This window comes from Pseudomonas fluorescens (assembly GCF_041354075.1).
Classification (GTDB): Bacteria; Pseudomonadota; Gammaproteobacteria; order Pseudomonadales; family Pseudomonadaceae; genus Aquipseudomonas; species Aquipseudomonas fluorescens_CE.
The window spans coordinates 115366-135832 of record NZ_JARZGC010000007.1; the positions used below are offsets into that span (position 1 = coordinate 115366).

The 20467-nt window shown below is 61.8% G+C and carries 14 protein-coding genes and 1 pseudogene; 8 read left to right on the forward strand and 7 right to left on the reverse strand.

The genetic code is table 11. The features are described 5' to 3' along the window. Positions 1-5: 5 nt before the first annotated feature. Entirely contained in the window at positions 6-1541 is a 1536-nt protein-coding gene (gene pdxR, locus QIW53_RS11585) for a MocR-like pyridoxine biosynthesis transcription factor PdxR (RefSeq protein WP_371049760.1), read from the reverse strand. A 90-nt stretch (positions 1542-1631) separates the two neighbouring features. On the opposite strand from pdxR, the gene QIW53_RS11590 reads away from it, so the two are divergent. The 4 genes from QIW53_RS11590 (at position 1632) to QIW53_RS11605 (ending at position 5770) form a co-directional block, all read left to right on the forward strand. Then, a complete protein-coding gene (locus tag QIW53_RS11590) occupies positions 1632-2255 on the forward strand; it encodes an FMN-binding negative transcriptional regulator (RefSeq protein ID WP_371049761.1) in 624 nt (207 codons plus the stop codon). Positions 2256-2264: 9 nt separating this feature from the next. Then, positions 2265-2711 carry a GNAT family N-acetyltransferase gene (locus QIW53_RS11595; protein ID WP_371049762.1) on the forward strand — a complete coding sequence of 149 codons (447 nt, stop codon included), beginning with the start codon at positions 2265-2267 and terminating at the stop codon, positions 2709-2711. 17 nt (positions 2712-2728) lie between these two features. After that, entirely contained in the window at positions 2729-3400 is a 672-nt protein-coding gene (locus QIW53_RS11600) for a GNAT family N-acetyltransferase (RefSeq protein ID WP_371049763.1), read from the forward strand. Between the two features lie 240 nt (positions 3401-3640). After that, on the forward strand, positions 3641-5770 hold the full coding sequence (locus QIW53_RS11605) for an autotransporter outer membrane beta-barrel domain-containing protein (RefSeq protein WP_371049764.1): 2130 nt from the start codon (positions 3641-3643) through the stop codon (positions 5768-5770). Between the two features lie 147 nt (positions 5771-5917). Here QIW53_RS11605 and oadA read toward each other — a convergent pair whose 3' ends face one another. Both oadA and QIW53_RS11615 read right to left on the reverse strand, forming a co-directional pair. Beyond that, complete coding sequence (gene oadA / locus QIW53_RS11610) at positions 5918-7726, reverse strand: sodium-extruding oxaloacetate decarboxylase subunit alpha (RefSeq protein ID WP_371049765.1); 1809 nt, start codon at positions 7724-7726, stop codon at positions 5918-5920. An 11-nt stretch (positions 7727-7737) separates the two neighbouring features. Further along, the gene (locus QIW53_RS11615) at positions 7738-9153 is read right to left on the reverse strand and encodes an acetyl-CoA carboxylase biotin carboxylase subunit (RefSeq protein ID WP_371049766.1); all 1416 of its coding nucleotides are present in this window, start codon (positions 9151-9153) and stop codon (positions 7738-7740) included. Positions 9154-9343: 190 nt separating this feature from the next. On the opposite strand from QIW53_RS11615, the gene QIW53_RS11620 reads away from it, so the two are divergent. Then, on the forward strand, positions 9344-10306 hold the full coding sequence (locus QIW53_RS11620; protein WP_371049767.1) for a LysR family transcriptional regulator: 963 nt from the start codon (positions 9344-9346) through the stop codon (positions 10304-10306). On the opposite strand, the gene QIW53_RS11625 is transcribed toward QIW53_RS11620, so the two are convergent. From QIW53_RS11625 to QIW53_RS11635, 3 genes and pseudogenes are all read right to left on the reverse strand, one after another. After that, positions 10248-10457 carry a PA3496 family putative envelope integrity protein gene (locus QIW53_RS11625; RefSeq protein ID WP_371049768.1) on the reverse strand — a complete coding sequence of 70 codons (210 nt, stop codon included), beginning with the start codon at positions 10455-10457 and terminating at the stop codon, positions 10248-10250. The two genes, QIW53_RS11620 and QIW53_RS11625, sit on opposite strands and share 59 nt — an antisense overlap. A 145-nt stretch (positions 10458-10602) precedes the next feature. Then, positions 10603-11469 carry a transcriptional regulator HexR gene (gene hexR / locus QIW53_RS11630; RefSeq protein WP_192307191.1) on the reverse strand — a complete coding sequence of 289 codons (867 nt, stop codon included), beginning with the start codon at positions 11467-11469 and terminating at the stop codon, positions 10603-10605. A 173-nt stretch (positions 11470-11642) separates the two neighbouring features. Next, a pseudogene (locus QIW53_RS11635) lies at positions 11643-14510 on the reverse strand (EAL domain-containing protein). A 256-nt stretch (positions 14511-14766) separates the two neighbouring features. Here QIW53_RS11635 and uvrD point away from each other — a divergent pair. The 3 genes from uvrD (at position 14767) to QIW53_RS11650 (ending at position 18658) form a co-directional block, all read left to right on the forward strand. Then, a complete protein-coding gene (gene uvrD / locus QIW53_RS11640; protein WP_371049769.1) occupies positions 14767-16950 on the forward strand; it encodes a DNA helicase II in 2184 nt (727 codons plus the stop codon). A 280-nt stretch (positions 16951-17230) separates the two neighbouring features. Continuing rightward, on the forward strand, positions 17231-18100 hold the full coding sequence (locus tag QIW53_RS11645) for a Tim44 domain-containing protein (protein WP_192307194.1): 870 nt from the start codon (positions 17231-17233) through the stop codon (positions 18098-18100). 150 nt (positions 18101-18250) lie between these two features. Continuing rightward, on the forward strand, positions 18251-18658 hold the full coding sequence (locus QIW53_RS11650; RefSeq protein WP_192307195.1) for an SMI1/KNR4 family protein: 408 nt from the start codon (positions 18251-18253) through the stop codon (positions 18656-18658). A gap of 20 nt (positions 18659-18678) precedes the next feature. On the opposite strand, the gene QIW53_RS11655 is transcribed toward QIW53_RS11650, so the two are convergent. Continuing rightward, positions 18679-20442: a cation:proton antiporter gene (locus QIW53_RS11655; RefSeq protein WP_371049770.1), complete on the reverse strand. Its 1764-nt coding sequence runs from the start codon at positions 20440-20442 to the stop codon at positions 18679-18681. Positions 20443-20467: the final 25 nt, after the last annotated feature.

Genomic DNA, 20467 nt, shown 5'->3' on the forward strand with positions numbered 1-20467 from the left:
GGGGATCAGCGCCAGGCTTTTTTCAACCGCGCCACCGCCGCCCTGATGTCGGCTTCCGGCACCGCCGCAAAACCCAGGACCAGCCCGGCACGCTGGTCCAGCGGCGTTTGCGAATCCGGTAACCAGTAGCTGCTCAGCGCGTTGATCTCGACATCGACACGGGCGGCGTTCTCGACCAGCGCTTGCTCGCGGGCCCGGGAGTCGACGCCAACCGTCAAATGCAGCCCGGCCACGACACTGGGCAGGCTGCCGATGCCCGGTATGTCGCGAGGCCAGTCGGCCAGGAGTGTATTGCGCCGGCTCAAGGCGGCGCGACGCATTCGGCGGATGTGCCGCTGAAAGTGCCCGGCGGCCATGAATTCGGCCATCACCGCCTGGGTGCTGACTTCGGAATGCCGGACATCCACCGCGCGCCGTTGCGAAAACGCGTCCACCAACCCTGGCGGCAACACCAGATACCCCAGGCGCAAGGCCGGAAAGGCGACTTTGCCGAAGGTGCCGACATACAGCACCCGCCCCTGTCGATCGAGGGCCGCCAGCGGTGCCAGAGGCGCGCCCGTGTACCGGTACTCGCCATCGTAGTCGTCTTCGACGATCCAGCCATCGGTGCGTTCGGCCCAGGCCAGCAGTTCCAGGCGCCGGGCCAGGCTCATGACCACACCTGTGGGGTACTGGTGCGAAGGCGTTACATACACCAGGCGGCAATCGCCACAGGAGGCCAATTCGCTGCAGACGATGCCCTCGCCGTCCACCGCCACGCCATGCAGGTGCGCACCGGCCACGGCGAAGGCATGACCGGCCGCCCGATACCCCGGATTTTCGATCGCCACCCCGTCACCCGGCTCCACCAGCAACTGTGCACAAAGGCTGATGCCCTGCTGTGCGCCACTGGTGATCACAATTTGCTCAGCGGTGCACTGCATGCCGCGAGAACTGCGCAGGTACGCGGCGATCAGCTCACGCAAGCGCTCGTCGCCCGCCGGATCGCCATAACACAGCTGGCGCAGATCCGGTTTGCGCCAGAAAGCCGCATTCAGCTTGGCCCACACCTCGAAAGGGAACAGATCGAACGCCGGAACGCCTACCCGAAAAGCCCGTGGCGGACCGCTTGGCGGGAGCGCCAGATGGTTCTTTTCCACCCGCCCCAGCGCACCGCTGTGGATAACTTTACTGGATGAAACCACAGGAAAATCGAGGCAATTTGTGGATAAGGCTGTGGGTAACCCTGTTGAAAAGCCTGTGGACAGTTTTGTGGATAATTTTTTGGCCTGAGGCAGTAGCGCCACGTAAGTGCCATCGCCAACCCGTCCCTCAATGAAGCCTTCGGCGTACAGCTGATCGTAGGCTCGCACCACACTGTTGCGGGAAATCGCCAGCGCGGCGGCCAGATCCCGAGTGGCCGGCAACCGTGTGCCGCTGGCCAATCGTCCGTCGAGCACGCGCACGCGCAGGGCTTGATAGAGCTGACGGCTCAGGCCCTGGCGCCGGTCGAGTTCGATACCCGCCGGATTGAAGGACAAGGAAAGCGGCACATTACCCATGAAAATGGACCTATGAAATTGGTCATCAATGGCTCTTACAACAGACCAATAGCCTGCCTAGGATGCAGGCAATCGCCAAGGAATATTTCCATGTATACGCCACGCAGCTTTGCCATCGACGACTTGCAGCAATTGCAGCGGCAGATGCTCGACGCGCGCCTGGCCATGGTCGTTACCCATGGCGCGCAGGGTTTGCAGGCCAGCCATCTACCGCTGTTGTTGCGCCCGGACGAAGGTCCGAATGGCACCCTGTATGGCCACTTCGCCCGGGCCAATCCGCAGTGGAAGGAACTGCAGGAAGGCGCCGAGGCACTGGTGATCTTTGCCGGTGCCGACGCCTATGTCAGCCCGGGGTTTTATCCCAGCAAGGCAGAACACGGCAAAGTGGTGCCGACCTGGAACTACATCGCCGTGCACGCCTACGGCACGGCGCAGGTGTTTACCGATGCCGAGCCGCTGCTCGACCTGGTGAGCGCCTTGACCGATCGCCATGAAAGCGGGCGCGCCCAGCCCTGGAAAGTCGCCGATGCGCCTGCCGACTACATCGACGGCATGCTCAAGGCCATTGTCGGGTTTGCCTTGCCGATCCAGCGCCTGGAAGGCAAGCGCAAACTCGGCCAGAACCGCAGCAGCACAGACATTGCCGGTGTACGCGAAGGGCTCGCCGCCAGCCCGAACGCGCAGGATCGCGCCCTTGCCCATTTGATGCCTTGAGGAATGAACATGAGCCAGATTGAAATCCGTCAGGTCAGCGCCGACGATCACGCGTCGTGGCTGCCGTTGTGGCAGGCCTACCTGCGGTTCTACAACACCGAGTTGCCCGATGCCGTCACCCAGAGCACCTGGCAGCGCTTGCTCGATCCAAACGAACCGACCCACGCCGCACTGGCCTGGGCCGATGGCAAGGCGGTGGGCATGGTGCATTTCATCTACCATCGTTCCAACTGGGCCATCGAAAACGCCTGCTACCTCCAAGACTTGCTGGTAGCGCCCGAGACCCGCGGTACCGGTGTCGGCCGCCAATTGATCGAGTTCGTCTACACCACGGCCAAGGCCGACGGGTGCAACAAAGTCCACTGGCTGACCCACGAAACCAACGCCACCGCGATCCAGCTCTACGAACGCATCGCCGAACGCCCCGGTTTCATCCAGTTTCGCAAAGCCATTTAAGGTTCAAGGAGAACAGCATGTCGACTTCACTCGCCGACTGGAAAGGCGCCCCGGCCCCTACCGTGCAAACCCTCGAGGGACGGTTCATCCGCCTGGAGAAACTCGACCCGGCGCGGCACGGCGACGACTTGTTCAACGCCCTGCAAGGCCCCGGCGCCGACCCGAAACTCTGGGACTACTTGCCCTACGGCCCTTTCCCGGAACGCAGCGCCTTCAATGACTGGCTGAACAACCACGCTGCCAGCAGCGATCCGTACTTCTTCAGCGTGATCGACCGCGCCAGCGGCGAAGTGCAAGGCATCCTCAGCCTGATGTCGATCGTCCCGTCCCAGGGCCGCATCGAAATCGGCCACGTGACCTTCGGTGCCCCGATGCAACGCTCGCCGAAAAGTACCGAAGCGGTCTACCTGCTGGCAAAGGAATCGTTCGCCCTCGGCTACCGTCGCCTGGAATGGAAATGCAACAACGGCAACGCCCGCTCCAAATATGCGGCAGAACGACTGGGCTTCAGTTTCGAAGGGGTGTTCCGCCAGCACATGGTGGTCAAGGGGCAGAACCGCGACACCGCGTGGTATTCGATCATTGATTCGCAGTGGCCAGCGGTGGGCGCGGGTTTCGAACGCTGGTTGAGCGATGACAATCAGGCAGGGTCGGGGCAGTTGAAGACGCTGGCGGAGTGTCGGGGCTAAGCCCCGCAAATGCGCCTGCGCCAAGGGAGTGCGCCAACACTCCCTTAATCCCGTGCCCACCAAACTTCGCTGTAGGCAAAAGCCCCCACGCAACATGGCAAAAAACCTTCCCTGCCACCCCTCCGGTGTTTTTTCCCAAAAATCCTCCGACGCTACGTGCAGACCCGCCGGAACGAGCTGACATCGCTCACCTCGCCCCACTTTTAGAGTTCTGGCCTCCCGTAAAAGAGGCCCGTATCGATGTCCGTTCAACCTACCTACCGACTGAAACACCTTGTGCTGTCTGTCGCTCTCGCCATTGGCTACTCGGAGTTTTCTCTGGCGCAAGAGCCGGCGGCGCGCCCAGGTGCTGGCGCGAAGCCGGCGAAAGCGCGCAAGAAGTCCGTAAAGCCTGTTGCCGCCCCGAACAAGATTGTTGTGGGCGTGAAGAAGCCCGGCCCGATTACCCCTCTCGCTCCCGCCAGCCCACGTCCTGAAGTGCAGAAGGTCGAGTTCGGCGATGACTTCTATGACGCCCTGGACTTTGACGTCGCGGCTGCCAAGGCCTACCCGGACAGTGAAGATCCTTTCCGCGCCTTCAAGGACGCCTGGACGACTCAACATACGCTGGTCTCAGCGCCCATCGACAGCTTGCAGCTACGGGAGGTCGACGACCTGCTGGTCGTCAACAAGGGGGCTGCCTGGAAGGGCCAACTGGACGGCGGCGCCGGGCGCAACGTTCTGCTGCTCAATGCCAGAAGCGGAGGCAGCGTCGGGGAAACCCATAATTTTGGCGAGATGCGCGTCGCCCGTGGCCACTGGACACTTGATCATTCGTTCGAAGGCAAGGCACACGTCCTGGCGGGGGCTTCCTTGTTCAACCAGGGGTCGATTCACGGCGATGCCCACGTCTACCGGCGCGCCATGTATGGTGGTCCTGGCTCTGTGCGAAACCTCTATGTGGAGGGTGCACTGCTTGTGTCGAAGAACAATGCCCCGGTCATCGCGGGCGATCTGGTGCTGGACAAGGGTGCGGTCGTGACCTATGCCGTATCACCCACCGAAGGCCCATCCGCCATTTCGGTTGCGGGCACCGCGTCTTTGGGAGACGCACAGGTACACATTGCTGCAATGCCGGGAAACTACGCGACCAGGACCGAGCATGTACTGGTAAATGCAGGAAAGATCGAAGGCGAGTTTGGCGCCGTAACCAGCAACCTCGCATTCCTGACACCGACCCTGAGCCGCAACGAAACCCAAGCCTTTGTGAGCTATGGGCGCAACAGCCGAGCCGTAGAAGAGACGGTCGAATCACCCAATGAAAAAGCGCTGGCCCGCAGCATCGACACACCCGAGGCTGCCGAGACGAACACCTCTGTCCGTGCGTTGCTTGGCAGTAACATGGCCGATGCCTCCTCGGCCATTGAACAACTGACCGCCAGTCAGCACGCCAACCTTGCCAAAGCCACCCGGGACAGTGCCGCCCCGGTCAGCGCCAGCATGCTGTCGGCGATGCGTCAGCTGAGCGGGAGTGCAATGAACAACGCACCACAGATTGCCGCCCGCAACGACAAAAGCCGCGTGTGGCTTCAGGCGCTTGGCAACGGCGGCAAGGTCGACAGCCACTTCGACGACCCGCTCAAGCATTCCACTCAGGGTCTGGTGATGGGCGCCGACTGGCGGCTGGCTGAACAATGGCATGTCGGCGTGCTCGGCGGCCGCTCCGAGACAAAACTCGACGCCAGGCAATTCGACGGCAAGCTTGATAGCTGGCACCTGGGCGTTTATGCCGTGCGCCAGGACGGCCCCTTCGCCCTGCGCCTGGGCGCAACGCATGCCAGCCACGATGCCACCAGCAAGCGCCGGGTGGCGTTCAATGGTTTCAGCGATCGCCTCAAAGGTCGTTACAACGCCAGTACCCAGCACGCGTTTGTCGAGGCAGGTCTCGATGTCGGCCAAGGGAGCTTGACCCTCGAGCCATTCGCCAACCTCGGCTATCAGCGATACCAGCGCGACAGTTACACCGAGAAAGGCGGAGACGCTGCGCTGAAAGTCCATGGGCAAACCCAGGATAACGTCAGCAGCACCTTCGGCCTGCGCGTGGCCAAACTGAACGTTCTGGACAACGGCATGCAACTGACGCCGCGTTTCAGCGCGGGCTGGAAGCATACCTATGGCGACCTGCAGAGCGAAACGCAACAGCAGCTGGTCAAGGGAGGCAAGCGCTTTGAAGTCTCGGCAGACGCGGGAGATCGTAACCTGTTGGCGCTGGATGCCGGCGTCGATCTGGCGCTGTCCAGCCAACAAACCGTGGGGCTGGCCCTGACCAGCGAAACAGGCGGTGACACGCGTAACTACGGCGTCATGGGGCAATGGCAAATGGCGTTTTGATCAGTGCCTGAAAGCATGTTGCCTGCGCAAGGCGCCTGACCGCATCACCAGCAGGGGATTGAGTCGGCTGGCGCTCAAACGGCGAGCAAAAAAAAGGGGAGCACCCGCTCCCCCGAGGATTAAAACGTTGTGATCAAGGCTGTTAACTCAGCCTTCGATCTCGATCAGGATTTCGCCCGGGTTGACCCGGTCGCCCTTGGCCACGTGAATGGCCGTGACCTTGCCGGCGATGGCGGCCTGGACTTCGGTTTCCATCTTCATGGCTTCGGTGATCAGCACGGCCTGGCCAGCCTTGACGGAATCGCCTTCCTTGACCAGCACGTCGACGATGTTGCCCGGCATGGTGGTGCTGACGTGACCCGGCGCAGTGGCTTGCTTGCGCTTGCTGCTGCCACCACCGACGAACTCGTTCAGCGGCTCGAACACCACTTCTTCCGGCATGCCGTCGATGGACAGGTAGAAGTGACGCTTGCCTTCGGCCTTGACGCCGACACCGGTGATGTCGACGCGGTAGGTTTCGCCGTGGACGTCGATGACGAACTCGGTCGGCACGCCTTCGCCACCGGCGGAGGCAACCTTGCCCGCTTCCGGAATCGGCAGCAGCACTTCCGGGGTCAGGGTGCCGGCTGCGCGCTCCTCGAGGAACTTGCGCCCGATGTCCGGGAACATGGCGAAGGTCAGCACGTCTTCTTCAGACTTGGCCAACGCGCCGATGTCTTCGCGCAGCTTGGCCATTTCCGGCTTGAGCAGGTCGGCCGGCCGCACGTCGATCACCTCTTCGCTGCCGATGGCCTGGCGACGCAGTTTCTCGTTCACGGTGCCCGGCGCTTTACCGTAACCACCTTGCAGGTAGAGCTTCACTTCGTTGGTGATGGTCTTGTAGCGTTCGCCGGCCAGCACGTTGAAAAACGCCTGGGTGCCGACGATCTGCGAGGTCGGGGTCACCAGCGGCGGGAAGCCGAGGTCTTCGCGAACCCGCGGGATTTCTGCCAGGACTTCGCCCATGCGGTTCAGGGCACCTTGCTCCTTGAGCTGGTTGGCCAGGTTGGAAATCATTCCGCCCGGTACCTGATTGACCTGCACGCGGGTGTCGACGGCGGTGAATTCGCTTTCGAACTGGTGGTACTTCTTGCGTACGGCGTAGAAGTACAGGCCGATTTCCTGCAGCAGCTCCAGGTTCAGGCCGGTGTCGTACTCGCTGCCTTTGAGGGCGGCGACCATCGACTCGGTGCCCGGGTGGCTGGTGCCCGAGGCGAAGCTGGAGATCGCAGTGTCGATATGGTCGGCACCGTTTTCGATCGCCTTGAGCTGACACATCGCGGCCAGGCCGGCGGTGTCATGGGAGTGAATGAACACCGGCAACGACTGCTCCGCTTTCAATGCCTTGACCAATTCACCGGTGGCGTACGGCGTCAGCAGGCCAGCCATGTCCTTGATCGCCACCGAGTCGCAACCCATGGCTTCCATTTGCCTGGCCTGGGCCACGAAGGCGTCGATGGTGTGCACCGGGCTGGTGGTGTAGGCGATGGTGCCCTGGGCGTGTTTGCCGGAAGCCTTGACGGCTTCGATGGCCACGCGCAGGTTACGCACGTCGTTCATGGCGTCGAAAATGCGGAACACGTCGATGCCGTTGACCGCGGCCTTGGCGACGAACGCCTTGACCACGTCGTCGCTGTAGTGGCGGTAGCCCAGCAGGTTCTGGCCACGCAGCAGCATTTGCAGGCGGGTGTTGGGCAGCGCGGCGCGCAGCTGGCGCAGGCGCTCCCAGGGATCTTCCTTGAGGAAGCGCACGCAGGCGTCGAATGTCGCGCCACCCCAGCATTCCAGCGACCAGTAGCCGACTTTGTCGAGCTTGTCGCAGATTGGCAGCATGTCTTCGGTGCGCATGCGGGTGGCGAGCAGCGATTGGTGGGCGTCGCGCAGGATGGTGTCGGTTACGTGAATCTTCTTGGACATTGTTCTATTCCTCACAGGCCTGCGTGGGCGGCGATGGCGGCGGCGATGGCCAGGGCCAGCTCTTCGGGTTTGCGCTTGATCGAGTAGTTGGTCAGTTCAGGGTGGCTTTCAACGAAACTGGTGTTGAACTGGCCGCTACGGAATTCCGGGTTGCGCAGGATTTCCTGGTAATAGGCGGCGGTGGTCTTGACCCCTTGCAGACGCATGTCGTCGAGGGCGCGCAAGCCACGGTCCATCGCCTCTTCCCAGGTCAGCGCCCAGACCACCAGTTTCAGGCACATGGAGTCGTAGAACGGCGGAATGGTGTAGCCGGTGTAGATCGCCGTGTCGGTGCGCACGCCGGGGCCGCCGGGCGCGTAGTAACGGGTGATCTTGCCGAAGCTGGGCAGGAAGTTGTTTTTCGGGTCTTCGGCGTTGATCCGGAACTGCAACGCGAAACCACGGTGCTGGATGTCTTCCTGCTTCACCGAGAGTGGCAGGCCGGACGCGATGCGGATCTGCTCGCGGACGATGTCGATGCCGGTGATTTCCTCGGTGATGGTGTGTTCCACCTGCACCCGGGTGTTCATTTCCATGAAGTACACCTCGCCCTCGGCGAGCAGGAACTCCACGGTGCCAGCGTTCTCGTAACCCACCGCCTTGGCTGCACGCACCGACAGATCGCCGATGTAGGCGCGCTGCTCAGGGGTCAGTTGCGGGCTCGGAGCGATCTCGATCAGCTTCTGGTTGCGGCGCTGAATGGAGCAGTCACGCTCGAACAGGTGCACCACATTGCCAAAGCTGTCACCGAGGATCTGCGCTTCGATGTGTTTGGGGTTGACGATGCATTTTTCCAGGAACACTTCCGCCGAACCGAAGGCCTTGGTGGCCTCGGAAATCACCCGGGGAAATGCCTGTTCGAGTTCTTCACGGCTGTTGCAACGACGGATACCGCGACCGCCACCACCGGAAGTGGCCTTGAGCATTACTGGGTATCCGATGCGGTCGCCTTCGGTCAGCGCCTCTTCGATACCCGAGACGTTGCCTTCGGTACCCGGAGTGACTGGAACGCCCGCCTTGATCATGCTGCGGCGCGCTTCGGTCTTGTCGCCCATTCGGCGGATAACCTCCGCCGAGGGACCAATGAATTTGATTCCGCGTTCGGCGCAGATGTCCGCCAGTTCGGCGTTTTCCGAAAGGAACCCGTAGCCGGGATGCAAGGCGTCGCAACCGGTTTCCACCGCCAGGTTCACCAGCTTGCGCGGGTTCAGGTAACCGGCCAATGGCTCGGCGCCAATGCTGTGGGCCTCGTCCGCACGCTTCACATGCAGGGCATGGCGGTCGGCGTCGGAAAAAATCGCCACCGAGCGAATGCCCATTTCGGCACAGGCCCGTACGATTCGTACGGCAATTTCACCACGGTTGGCGATCAGGATCTTTTTTATCACTTGGAGTTTCCCTTGAGCCGCTGCTACCCACGACCTGTTGGACCAGGTCGACGCGTGACCAAATGTTTCAATTTGGTCGCAGCCCCACACTAGCCCGCACAAGGGATTAACAAAAATGATTAATAATTGGGTCAGGCATAAGGAAAGCCTTATAGTCGACCTATCAGCTTGAGGCGGGAGCGTACCGAGTATGCGTAAGTCATTGATGCGTATGACATTGCGTCAGTTGCAGATTTTCAATGAAGTCTGTGATCTGCGCTCTTACAGCCGCGCCGCCGACGAAATGTCGCTCACGCAACCGGCTGTCAGCCTGCAGATTCGTCAGCTCGAAGAGCTGATCGGGCAACCTTTGTTCGACTACGTCGGCAAAAAGCTGTACATGACCGAGGCCGCTGAAGCGCTTCAACGCGCGAGCCGGGACATTTTTGGCCGCCTTGAAAACCTCGACATGCAGCTCTCGGACATGCAGGGATCGTTGCAGGGCCAACTGAAACTGGCGATCGAATCCAGCGCCAAATACTTCGTGCCGCATCTGTTTGCCGCCTTCAAGCGCCAGCATCCGGAGGTCAACCTGCAACTGACGGTGGTCAACCGCGGGCAGGTGATCCGCCGCCTCTCCGACAACCGCGACGACCTGGTGATCATGTCCATGGTTCCGCAGGACATGGGGCTGGAGTTTCTGCCGTTTCTCAACAACCCGATCGTGGCCGTGGCGCCTCCGGACCATCCGCTGTGCCACATGGGCGCGTTGCGCCTGCAGGACCTTGAGCCCTACACCTTGCTGCTGCGCGAGACCGGATCGGGTACCCGGCTGGCGTGCGAGGAGTATTTCAAGGAGAAACGCGTGCACTTCAACCAGACACAGGAAGTCTCATCGGCCGAAGCCCAGCGTGAGTGTGTGCTGGCGGGTCTGGGCGTGGCGCTGATGACGCGTCACGCCCTGAACCTTGAGTTGGCGACCGGTGGCCTGATCGAATTACCGGTCGAGGAGCTGCCGCTGTTCCGCAGTTGGTGCCTGGTGCAGGCCAGGGCCAAGCGGCTGTCGCCGGTGGCCCACGCATTCCTTGCGTTCATCCGCAGCGAACGGGTGCAGATCAGCGCCCTGGTTGAGCGTTTCGACGGGAAGTTGCGGGCGAAGCCTGCCAGTAGTTGAGTTCCAGCTCGGGGAAATCACCGATCTCGGCCATCAGTTGGCGGCGCTCGCAGCGATCTTCGATGGCGCGACGGAATTCCATGCGGCGCTGGTCTTCCTGCTGACGGCGGGTTCTGACGGCGCTGTTGCGTTCTTCGTAGGGCTGGGCCATTTCGAGTCTCCCAAGGCGAGTACGGGAGTTACAGGATGGGCACAGGGGATGACCGTTTGGCGGCGCGTGGGTTACAGACTGATGAAAGTTGTCGTGTGGGAGCGAGCCTGCCCGCGATCAAGGCCGGTACGACCTTGCGCAGACATCAGTCATCCAGCGCCTTCACCGCCTTGGGTGACAATCGCAAGCTGCGCAGGCTGCGCTTGACGCTCTTGAGGTGGTTGACCAGGCTTGGCCCGCGCGCCATGGCGACGCCCATTGCCAACACATCGATGACCACCAGGTGGGCGATGCGAGAAGTCAGGGGCGTGTAGATCTCGGTGTCTTCGTGCACGTCGATGGCCAGGTTGACGGTCGACAGCTCGGCAAGCGGTGTCTGGCTGGGGCACAGGGTGATCAGCGAGGCGCCGCTTTCGCGCACCAGGTTCGCGGTGATCAACAGGTCCTTGGAACGCCCCGACTGGGAAATGCAGATCGCCACGTCGCTGGGCTTCAACGTCACGGCCGACATCGCCTGCATGTGCGGGTCGGAATACGCGGCGGCCGTCAGCAGCAAGCGGAAGAACTTGTGCTGGGCGTCAGCCGCCACCGCACCCGACGCCCCGAAGCCGTAGAACTCGACACGCTGGGCCTGGGACATCAGCGACACCGCCCGTTGCAACTCCACCGGATCGAGCTTCTCGCGAACTTCCATCAGGGTGTGCAGGGTGGTGTCGAAGATCTTCAGGCTGTAATCGGCGACGGAGTCGTCTTCGTGGATCGCAAACTGGCCAAAACTCGCACCCGCCGCCAGGCTCTGCGCCAGCTTCAGTTTCAGGTCCTGGAACCCCGAACAACCGATGGCGCGGCAGAAACGGACGATGGTCGGCTCACTGATGCCCACGCTGTGGGCCAGGTCGGCCATGGAACTGTGCATCACCGCCGCAGGGTCAAGCAGCACGTGGTCGGCGACCTTGAGCTCCGACTTGCGTAACAGGTGACGTGACTGGGCGATGTGTTGCAGCAGATTCAAGGGCCTGGACTCTTTGTTATGGGCAGGTGCCGGAGATGTAGCAAGCTTGTAGTTATACTACATGAATCGGCTTTTTGCCCGCTCAAATGCGTAACTGAATAGGCGATGGCCTCTGGGTTTTGGCAAGGAAGGCCGGATGTAGCGCGAAAATCAGGGTGCGCTCCAAACAGCCCTCAATCGCGGGTTTGCACGCGCAGCAGCGCCGCCAGTCCATCCGCTTCGATCGGCCGACTGATCAGGTACCCCTGAACCTCATCGCACTGCTCGGCCCGCAGGAACTCCAGTTGTTCAGCCTTCTCCACCCCCTCGGCCACCACCTTCAACGACAAGCCATGCGCCATCGCGATGATTGCCCGGGTGATCGCCGCATCCACACTGCCCTCCCCCAGGCCACGAATGAACGCCTGATCGATCTTCACGTAGTCCACCGGAATACGCTTGAGGTAGCTCAGGGATGAGTAGCCGGTGCCAAAATCGTCAATCGCCAGTTTCACTCCCAGGTCGCGCAGTTGCTGGAAGGTGGCGATGATGTGTTCGACGCTGTCGAGCAAGTGGCTTTCGGTCAGTTCAAGTTCCAGGTAGTGCGGTGCCAGGCCGGTTTCTTCCAGCACCTGACGCACCAGGCTGACCAGCTTGCCCTGGCGCAACTGATGCACCGACAGATTGACCGACACCCGGATCGACTCCAGCCCCTGGCGCTGCCACTCGCACGCCTGCCAGCAGGCCTGGCGCAGCACGAACTCGCCGATGGGGCCGATCAGCCCGGTTTCCTCGGCCAGGCCGATAAAATCCCCGGGCGGGACATTGCCCATGGTCGGGTGATCCCAACGTACCAGCGCTTCGGCCGCGTTGAGCCGCCCGGTGGCGAGGCACAGTTTTGGCTGGTAGAAGACCTTCAGCTGTTTTTCTTCGATGGCTTTGCGCAGCCGGTTTTCCAGTTGCAGCCGCTCCAGCGTGCTGGCTTGCAGGCTGTCGGTGTAGAACTGGAAATTATTGCCGCCCAAATGTTTAGCGTGCTGCATGGCCATGTTCGACTGGCTCATCAGCGTGGAGATTTCCCGCGCGTTGTCCGGCAACATGCTGATGCCCATGGACGCACTGACCACCAGTTCATGCCCTTCGACGGTCACCGGGACCCGCAACTTGGTGGACAGGCGCGTCGCCACTCGCGCCAGGCTCGAGAGCGTGCCGTAGGCGTCAAAGAGCACGGCGAACTCATCGCCGGACAGGCGTGCGATGGTGTCCGCCTCCGGCAGGGCATTGATCAGGCGTCGAGCCATTTTCTGCAGCAACTGGTCGGCGACCTCATGGCCGAGGCTGTCATTGAGCAACTTGAAACGGTCCAGGTTGATGTGCAGCAACGCCAGGCTGCGCCCGCCCTGGCGCACACGCTGATGGGCTTCGCGCAGGCGCTCGCGGAACAGCGAACGATTGGCCAGCCCCGTCAGTTCGTCATAATGGGTGAGGTAGCGCATGCGCTCTTCGGATTCGCGCCGTGCCGAAAGATCGGCGAAGAAGCCCACGATATGGCTGATGTTTCCCCGCTTGTCGCGCACGGTGTTCAATTGCAGCCATTGCGGATACAGCTCGCCGTTCTTGCGCGTCTCCACCAGTTCGCCCTGCCAACTGCCCTGCTGCTCCAGCGCCTGGTGGATTGCCCCCTAGTGCCGGCGCGCGTCGCGACTGCACGGCAGCTCCACGACGTTGCGCCCGATCATGTCGTCAAGGTCGTAGCCCGTTAAGCGGCTGAACGCCTGGTTGACGGCGATCAGGGCGTAATTCGGATCGAAAATCATGATGCCTTCGCTGGCGGCTTCGAACACCGTAGCCGCCAGTTCCAATTGCGCCTCCAGGCCCTTGCTGGCGGTGATATCGCGACGGGTGCCGACCATGCGGATCACCCGTCCGCTTTCGGTGCGCTCGACCGCCCGACCACGGTCCTCGATCCACACCCAGTGGCCATCCCCATGGCGCACGCGGTACTCGATCTGATAATCCTCGCTGCGCCCCTTCAAGTGCTCGACCAGCGCGCGCTTCAGCGATGGCAGGTCGTCAGGGTGCAGGCGCGGGGTGAGGTGACCGAGCATCGCCGTGACGAACTCCGGATCGAGGCCGAACAGCTCCTGGAGGTGCGTGTGGTGGACCTCGTCGGTCTGCAGGTTCCAGTCCCACAAACCCAATTCACTGGCTTTCAACGCCAGCGCAAGACGCGCTTCACTTTTACTCAACGCCTGGCTGGCAGCCTCCAGCTCGAGGCTGCCCTCGGCGACGCGGGTTTGCAGCCCTGACTGAATTTCACGCAACTCGTCCTCGGCACGGCGACGCTGTTCGATTTCCCGGGCCAGTTCCTGGTTCAACTCATCGCTGCGTGTTTGCGCCGCCTGCAAGTGTTCGATCAAGGCCTGATTCTGGAAGCGTCGCAACAAGCCGCCATCGATCAGCCGGTTGACCTGCCAGGCAACGACACTCAAGGCACCCAGCAGGATCAGCCCGAACCAGCCCCAACCCTGCCCCTGCGGGTCGCCACCCCAGAACAGGTAGGCAATCGCGGGCAACAGGCAAGGCAAGGTGAAGGACAGGAAGGCAGGCAAGCTGACGGCATAGGCCACGCTGGCGGACAGGGCTGCGGCGCCGATCAGGCCGAACACCCAGGCTTGCTGGATGAAATTGTCGGCGGGCACCAGGGCAATGCCGGCCCCGGCGAGCGTCAGGCCGGTCATGGCCGAGCCGAGCAAAAACATCCGAAGCCAGACGGGATGAGCCTGGCGGTGGGGAATCGCCGAGTCGAAGGCGGCGACCTGGATCACCCGCAAGGCCACCAGCGAGAGCAGCCAGACCAGCCAGACGGTGATGACGAAGTAGCGCTGTGGACTCCAGAGCAGTCCCGCGCACACCAGGCCATTGATCAACATGAACAGCGTCGGCAGCAGCGAACCCTGATAAAGCAGGCGCGTGCGCTCGACCGCCATCTCCATGGCGTATTGCTTGCGGATAACCCGGGGCTCCACAGAAGGGCCCGACAGGTCGGAGCTGAGGGTCATAGGCAATGTTCTTGTTCTTATAATGATGAGCTAAGCCCGAACGTGGACGGAGCATACACAAGCCCATGACCTTACCAAACTGCTCCAGATCATAAATTCGACAAAAGTCCTCAGCCCTTTGACCCCTGCCGAACCCTGCAGGCGAGCCCCGCCAACGCCTGCAGCGGATGACCGACCGGTCGTCCCGCACAACTCTTTCATCGGCTAAAGCACTGCGGGGTTTGCCCGGTGTGACGCGGCCCCATAGAATGCCCCGATGCGCGATGATCTCTCCCTTCTGCTGAACTCCCTCAACGATGCCCAACGCCAGGCCGTAGCGGCCCCCGTGGGTCGTCAGTTGGTCCTGGCCGGTGCTGGCTCCGGTAAAACCCGAGTGCTGGTGCACCGTATCGCCTGGTTGATCCAGGTCGAGAACGCCTCGCCCCATTCGATCCTGTCGGTGACATTCACCAACAAGGCCGCTGCCGAGATGCGCCATCGCATCGAGCAGTTGATGGGGATCAACCCGGCCGGCATGTGGGTCGGCACCTTCCACGGCCTGGCGCACCGCCTGCTGCGGGCGCATTGGCAGGAAGCCGGTCTGAGCCAGACGTTCCAGATTCTCGACAGCGACGACCAGCAGCGGCTGGTCAAGCGCGTGATCCGCGAGTTGGGCCTGGACGAACAACGCTGGCCGGCGCGACAGGCCCAGTGGTTCATCAACGGCCAGAAAGACGAAGGCCTGCGCCCGCAACACATCCAGGCCAGTGGCGATCTGTTCCTGGCGACCATGCGCGGCATTTATGAAGCCTACGAGGCCGCATGCCTGCGTGCCGGCGTCATCGACTTCTCCGAGCTGCTGCTGCGTGCCCTCGACCTGTGGCGCGATCATCCGGGGTTGCTGGCGCATTATCAGAAGCGCTTCCGGCACATCCTGGTGGACGAGTTCCAGGACACCAACGCCGTGCAGTACGCCTGGTTGCGCCTGTTGGCCAAGGGCGGCGACAGCCTGATGGTGGTCGGCGACGACGATCAGTCGATCTATGGCTGGCGTGGCGCGAAAATCGAGAACATCTACCAGTATTCCGACGATTTCCCGGATGCCGAGGTGATTCGCCTGGAGCAGAACTACCGCTCCACCGCCGGCATCCTCAAGGCCGCCAACGCCCTGATCGCCAACAACACCGGGCGCATGGGCAAGGAGTTGTGGACCGACGGCGGCGACGGCGAAGCCATCAACCTGTACGCGGCCTTCAATGAACATGACGAAGCCCGCTACGTCGTGGAAACCATCGAAAGCGCGCTGAAAACAGGCTTGGCCCGCAGCGATATCGCTATCTTGTACCGCTCCAACGCCCAATCGCGCGTTCTGGAAGAAGCCCTGCTGCGCGAGCGCATTCCGTACCGCATCTACGGTGGCCAGCGCTTCTTCGAGCGTGCGGAAATCAAGAACGCCATGGCCTACCTGCGTTTGCTCGAGGGCCGTGGCAACGATGCCGCGCTGGAACGGGTGATCAACGTTCCGACGCGCGGCATCGGCGAGAAAACCGTCGAAGCGATTCGCGAGCACGCGCGCCACAGCGATGTGTCGATGTGGGAAGCGATGCGCCTGCTGATCGCCAACAAAGGGCTGACCGGCCGGGCGGCGGGCGCGCTGGGCGCGTTCATGGAGCTGATCGAGAACCTCGCGGCCAAGTGCATGGACATGCCGCTGCACCTGATGACCCAGACGGTCATCGAGCAGTCCGGCCTCATTGCCTACCATGAGGCGGAAAAAGGCGAGAAAGGCCAGGCGCGGGTGGAAAACCTTGAGGAACTGGTCAGTGCCGCACGCAACTTCGAGAACACCGAAGAGGACGAGGACCTGACGCCGCTGGCGGCGTTCCTCGGTCACGCGTCGCTCGAGGCCGGCGATACCCAGGCCGATGAGCACGAAGACAGCATCCAGTTGATGACCTTGCACAGCGCCAAGGGCCTGGAATTTCCTTACGTGTTCCTGGTGGGCATGGAGGAAGGCCTGTTCCCGCACAAGATGAGCCTGGAGGAACCCGGCCGTCTTGAAGAAGAGCGGCGCCTGGCGTATGTCGGCATCACCCGAGCCATGCAGAACCTGGTGATGACCTACGCCGAAACCCGACGTCTGTACGGCAGCGAAACCTACAACAAGGTCTCGCGATTCGTACGTGAGGTTCCGAAAGGGCTGATCCAGGAAGTTCGCCTGTCCAACAGCGTCAGCCGCCCCTTCGGCGGTGGCCAGCAACAGAGCACCGCCAGCCTGTTTGGCGGCAGCGAGATTCCCCAGACCGGCTTCAGCCTGGGCCAGGCCGTACGCCACTCGGTATTCGGCGACGGCGTGATCCTCAACTTCGAGGGCGCAGGGGCACAGGCGCGGGTGCAGGTGAACTTCAGCGAAGGCAGCAAGTGGCTGATGCTCGGTTACGCGAAGCTCGAAGCGATCTGACATACCGCTTTCATGTGGGAGCGAGCCTGCTCGCGATGGAAGCGCCACGGTTCTTGTGAAAGGCCGTGGAGCAGCTTTCGCGAGCAGCCTCGCTGCCACAGGACTGCATTCCTACAGAACTTATTTACCCTTCCTACACACCAAAGTTAACAAGCTGATTGCACTGACTGAAGCTGAACCCGACCTGTCAGGCAAAAGCCCGAAACACTCTGCCGCTAGCCAGTAACACTTCAGCTGTGCAACATGGCGCGCGTGCCATCCACAAATGGGAATTCCCTTTATGAAACGTTTTCTTAGCATCGCCATGGCGTTGTGCATCGGCCTGACGATGAGCCTCGACGCCAACGCCAAGCGCTTTGGTGGCGGCAAGAGCTCCGGCGCCGCGCCGACTCACCAGACCAGCCAAATGGCTCCTTCTTCTGCTGCAGGTGGCGCTGCTGCCACTGCGGGCGCGGCCGGTGCCGCTGGCGCTGCCGCCAAGGCCGGCGGTGCCTCTCGCTGGCTCGGCCCTCTGGCCGGTATCGCTGCCGGTGGCCTGCTGGCCTCCATGTTCATGGGCGGCGGCTTCCAGGGCATGCAGATCTTCGACATCCTGATCATGGCGGTCATCGCCTTCCTGGTCTTCCGTTTCATCGCCGCTCGCCGCCGCAAGCAACAGGAGCACCTGGCTCCGGCTGGCGCGCCAATGCAGCGTGAAGTGTTCGAGCAGAAGCCATCCATGGGTTCGATCTTCGGTGGTTCGGCCGCGCCAGTTGCCGCCCGTCCGGTGATCAATGCCCCGGCCTGGTTCAACGAACACAACTTCATTGAAGCGGCCCGCAACCACTTCCAGTCCCTGCAACAACACTGGGACGCCAACGAAATGGACAAGATCGCCGAGTTCGTGACCCCCCAACTGCTCGAGTTCCTCAAGCGCGAGCGTGCCGATCTGGGTGACGGCTTCCAGTCCACCTACATTGACAACCTCAATGTCCAACTGGATGGCGTCGACGATCGCGCCGACAAGACCATCGCCACCCTGACCTTCAGCGGTGTGTCGAAAACTTCGCGTTTCGACCAGGGCGAAGTCTTCAGCGAGAGCTGGAACATGGAGCGTGCACAGGGCGAGAACCAGCCTTGGCTGGTCGCAGGTATCCGCCAGAACGGCTGAACCGACCTGCATTGAATCCAATGCGACGTTGCACCCTTGAAAACCCCGGCCCAGGCCGGGGTTTTTCTATTTCGCGATTGCATCCATAGCAAGCTACTGTATAAACCGCTCCATATTAAACCGCGCCAAACCAGCAAGAGGATCCCGGACGTGGAAGAAATCATCGAACAACTGCGTGAAGCCAACGAACCGGTACCCGTCCCCCTGGAGCTGCCGGACGAAGACCTGCTGGTCGAAATCGAAGAACAACTGTTCATCGATATCCCGTTTGTCTTCAGGGAGTTCTTGCTGACCGTCAGCGACGTGGTCTACGGCAGCCTGGAGCCGGTGACCGTCACCGATCCGCAATCCCACACCTACCTGCCGGACGTCGCCGCCAATGCCTGGGATGCCGGTGTTGATCGCAGCATGATTCCAATCTGCCAGGACGGTGACGACTACTACCTGGTCGAGGAGGACGGCACTGTGGTGCTGTGGCAAGCGGACGAAGAGCTGATTGCCGAGGAAACCTGGGAATCGGTGTGGCACTGGGCGCGGGACGTCTGGCTGGAAAGTTGAGACGCCCGGCACCCGCGCGCTCAATGCCCAGATGAATCCTTGTGGTTATCCAGCGTGTCGAGCAGCGCCACCTGCATCCGCGTGTGCACGCGGATGAACCAGCGCCAGAGCAGCGCCGCCACGGCGGCCGCGACCACGACGATCAGCACCAGCAGCTTGTTGGTGGGCAGGATACTGGCCGACAAGGCCGCCAACAGCAGGAATATCACCAGCAGCGAGAGGATCGGGATCACTTCGGAGATCACCCGGCGCACTCGCTGCGTGTGACGGCCCGCCATCTCCGGCTTCACGCCCATCTCCGCCAGCAACATCGACAGCGCCTTGAGCTTGCGATAAGCGGCGATCAGGAAGGGCAGCGACAACAGCAATGCCCCACCCCAGATCAACGCTTTCTGCCAGCTCGGGTCGCTGATCCACTCTTGCAGATGGGTGGACATGCGTGCGGCGAAGAAGGCTCCCGAGAAGAAGATCGCAATCACCAGTGCCAGATTGACCCCCACCTGCAACAGAATCCGCCGGATCATCGAGGCCAGCAATGCGCCCTCGCCCTGCGGCTGGATGTTGCGCAACCATTCGCCATACATCCCCAGGACCCGGCCCAGGCGCTGCGGCATCACGGCGGCCAGCTTGATCGACAACGGGTCGGCGGCGCGGATCAGGTAAGGCGTCAGCAGCGTGGTAATCACCGACACCGCAACGGCCACCGGGTAGAGGAAGTTGCTGGTGACCTGCAGGGTCATGCCCAGCGCCGCGATGATGAAAGAAAATTCGCCAATCTGCGACAGCCCCATCCCCACCCGCAGTGAGGTACGGCCGTCATTGCCGGCGATAAAGGCCCCCAGGCCGCAGGACAGCATTTTGCCGAGCACCACGGCCACGGTGATCACCGCAATCGGCCACGCGTATTGCAGCAGGATCATCGGGTCCAGCATCAGCCCGATGGCGACGAAGAAGATCGCACTGAACAGGTCGCGGACCGGCTCGATCAGGCGCTCGATCTTCAGCAACTGCCGGGACTCGGCCATGATTGCGCCAATCAGGAACGCCCCCAGGACCATGCTGTACTCAAGTTTGACCACCAGCAGGCAAAAGCCGAAGCACAGGCCCAGCACGGTAATCAGCAGCATCTCGTTGCTCTCGAACCTGGCTACGTAGGCCAGCAGTCGCGGCACCAGCAGGATGCCGATCACCAGGGCGACGATCATGAACAGCGACAGCTTGCCGACCGTGGAAAACACTTCGCCGGAACTGACCGTGCCGCTGACGGCGATGCTCGACAACAGGGCAATGATGCCGATGCCCAGGATGTCTTCGACGATCAGCACACCGAAAATCAGCTGCGCAAAGCGCTCGTTCTTCATCTTCAGGTCATTGAGTGCCTTGACGATGATGGTGGTCGAGGAAATCGCCAGGATCGCGCCGAGGAACAGCGAGTCCATGGTGTTCCATTCGAACCAGGTACCGATTTCGTAGCCGATCCAGATCATCAGCACGATTTCCAGGAACGCCGCGATAAACGCCGTGGCGCCGACCTTGAACAGCTTGCGCAGGCTGAACTCCAGCCCCAGGCAGAACATCAGGAAGATCACCCCGAGTTCAGCCAGGGTCTTGATGGTTTCTTCGTCGTGGATCAGACCGAACGGAGGGGTGTGCGGGCCGATGATGAAGCCGGCGACGATATAGCCCAGTACCACCGGTTGCTTCAGGCGATGAAACAGCACGGTCACCACACCCGCGACCAACATGATCACTGCCAGATCCTGAATAAAACTGATGGCATGCATGGTGTGAGGCTCCTTGGGTGACATT

Bases quoted from the DNA above. Each gene is read 5' to 3' on its own strand.
- pdxR (WP_371049760.1), bottom strand. From the start codon at position 1,541: ATGGGTAATGTGCCGCTTTCCTTGTCCTTCAATCCGGCGGGTATCGAA.
- QIW53_RS11590 (WP_371049761.1), top strand. From the start codon at position 1,632: ATGTATACGCCACGCAGCTTTGCCATCGACGACTTGCAGCAATTGCAG.
- QIW53_RS11595 (WP_371049762.1), top strand. From the start codon at position 2,265: ATGAGCCAGATTGAAATCCGTCAGGTCAGCGCCGACGATCACGCGTCG.
- QIW53_RS11600 (WP_371049763.1), top strand. From the start codon at position 2,729: ATGTCGACTTCACTCGCCGACTGGAAAGGCGCCCCGGCCCCTACCGTG.
- QIW53_RS11605 (WP_371049764.1), top strand. From the start codon at position 3,641: ATGTCCGTTCAACCTACCTACCGACTGAAACACCTTGTGCTGTCTGTC.
- oadA (WP_371049765.1), bottom strand. From the start codon at position 7,726: ATGTCCAAGAAGATTCACGTAACCGACACCATCCTGCGCGACGCCCAC.
- QIW53_RS11620 (WP_371049767.1), top strand. From the start codon at position 9,344: ATGCGTAAGTCATTGATGCGTATGACATTGCGTCAGTTGCAGATTTTC.
- QIW53_RS11625 (WP_371049768.1), bottom strand. From the start codon at position 10,457: ATGGCCCAGCCCTACGAAGAACGCAACAGCGCCGTCAGAACCCGCCGT.
- uvrD (WP_371049769.1), top strand. From the start codon at position 14,767: ATGCGCGATGATCTCTCCCTTCTGCTGAACTCCCTCAACGATGCCCAA.
- QIW53_RS11645 (WP_192307194.1), top strand. From the start codon at position 17,231: ATGAAACGTTTTCTTAGCATCGCCATGGCGTTGTGCATCGGCCTGACG.
- QIW53_RS11655 (WP_371049770.1), bottom strand. From the start codon at position 20,442: ATGCATGCCATCAGTTTTATTCAGGATCTGGCAGTGATCATGTTGGTC.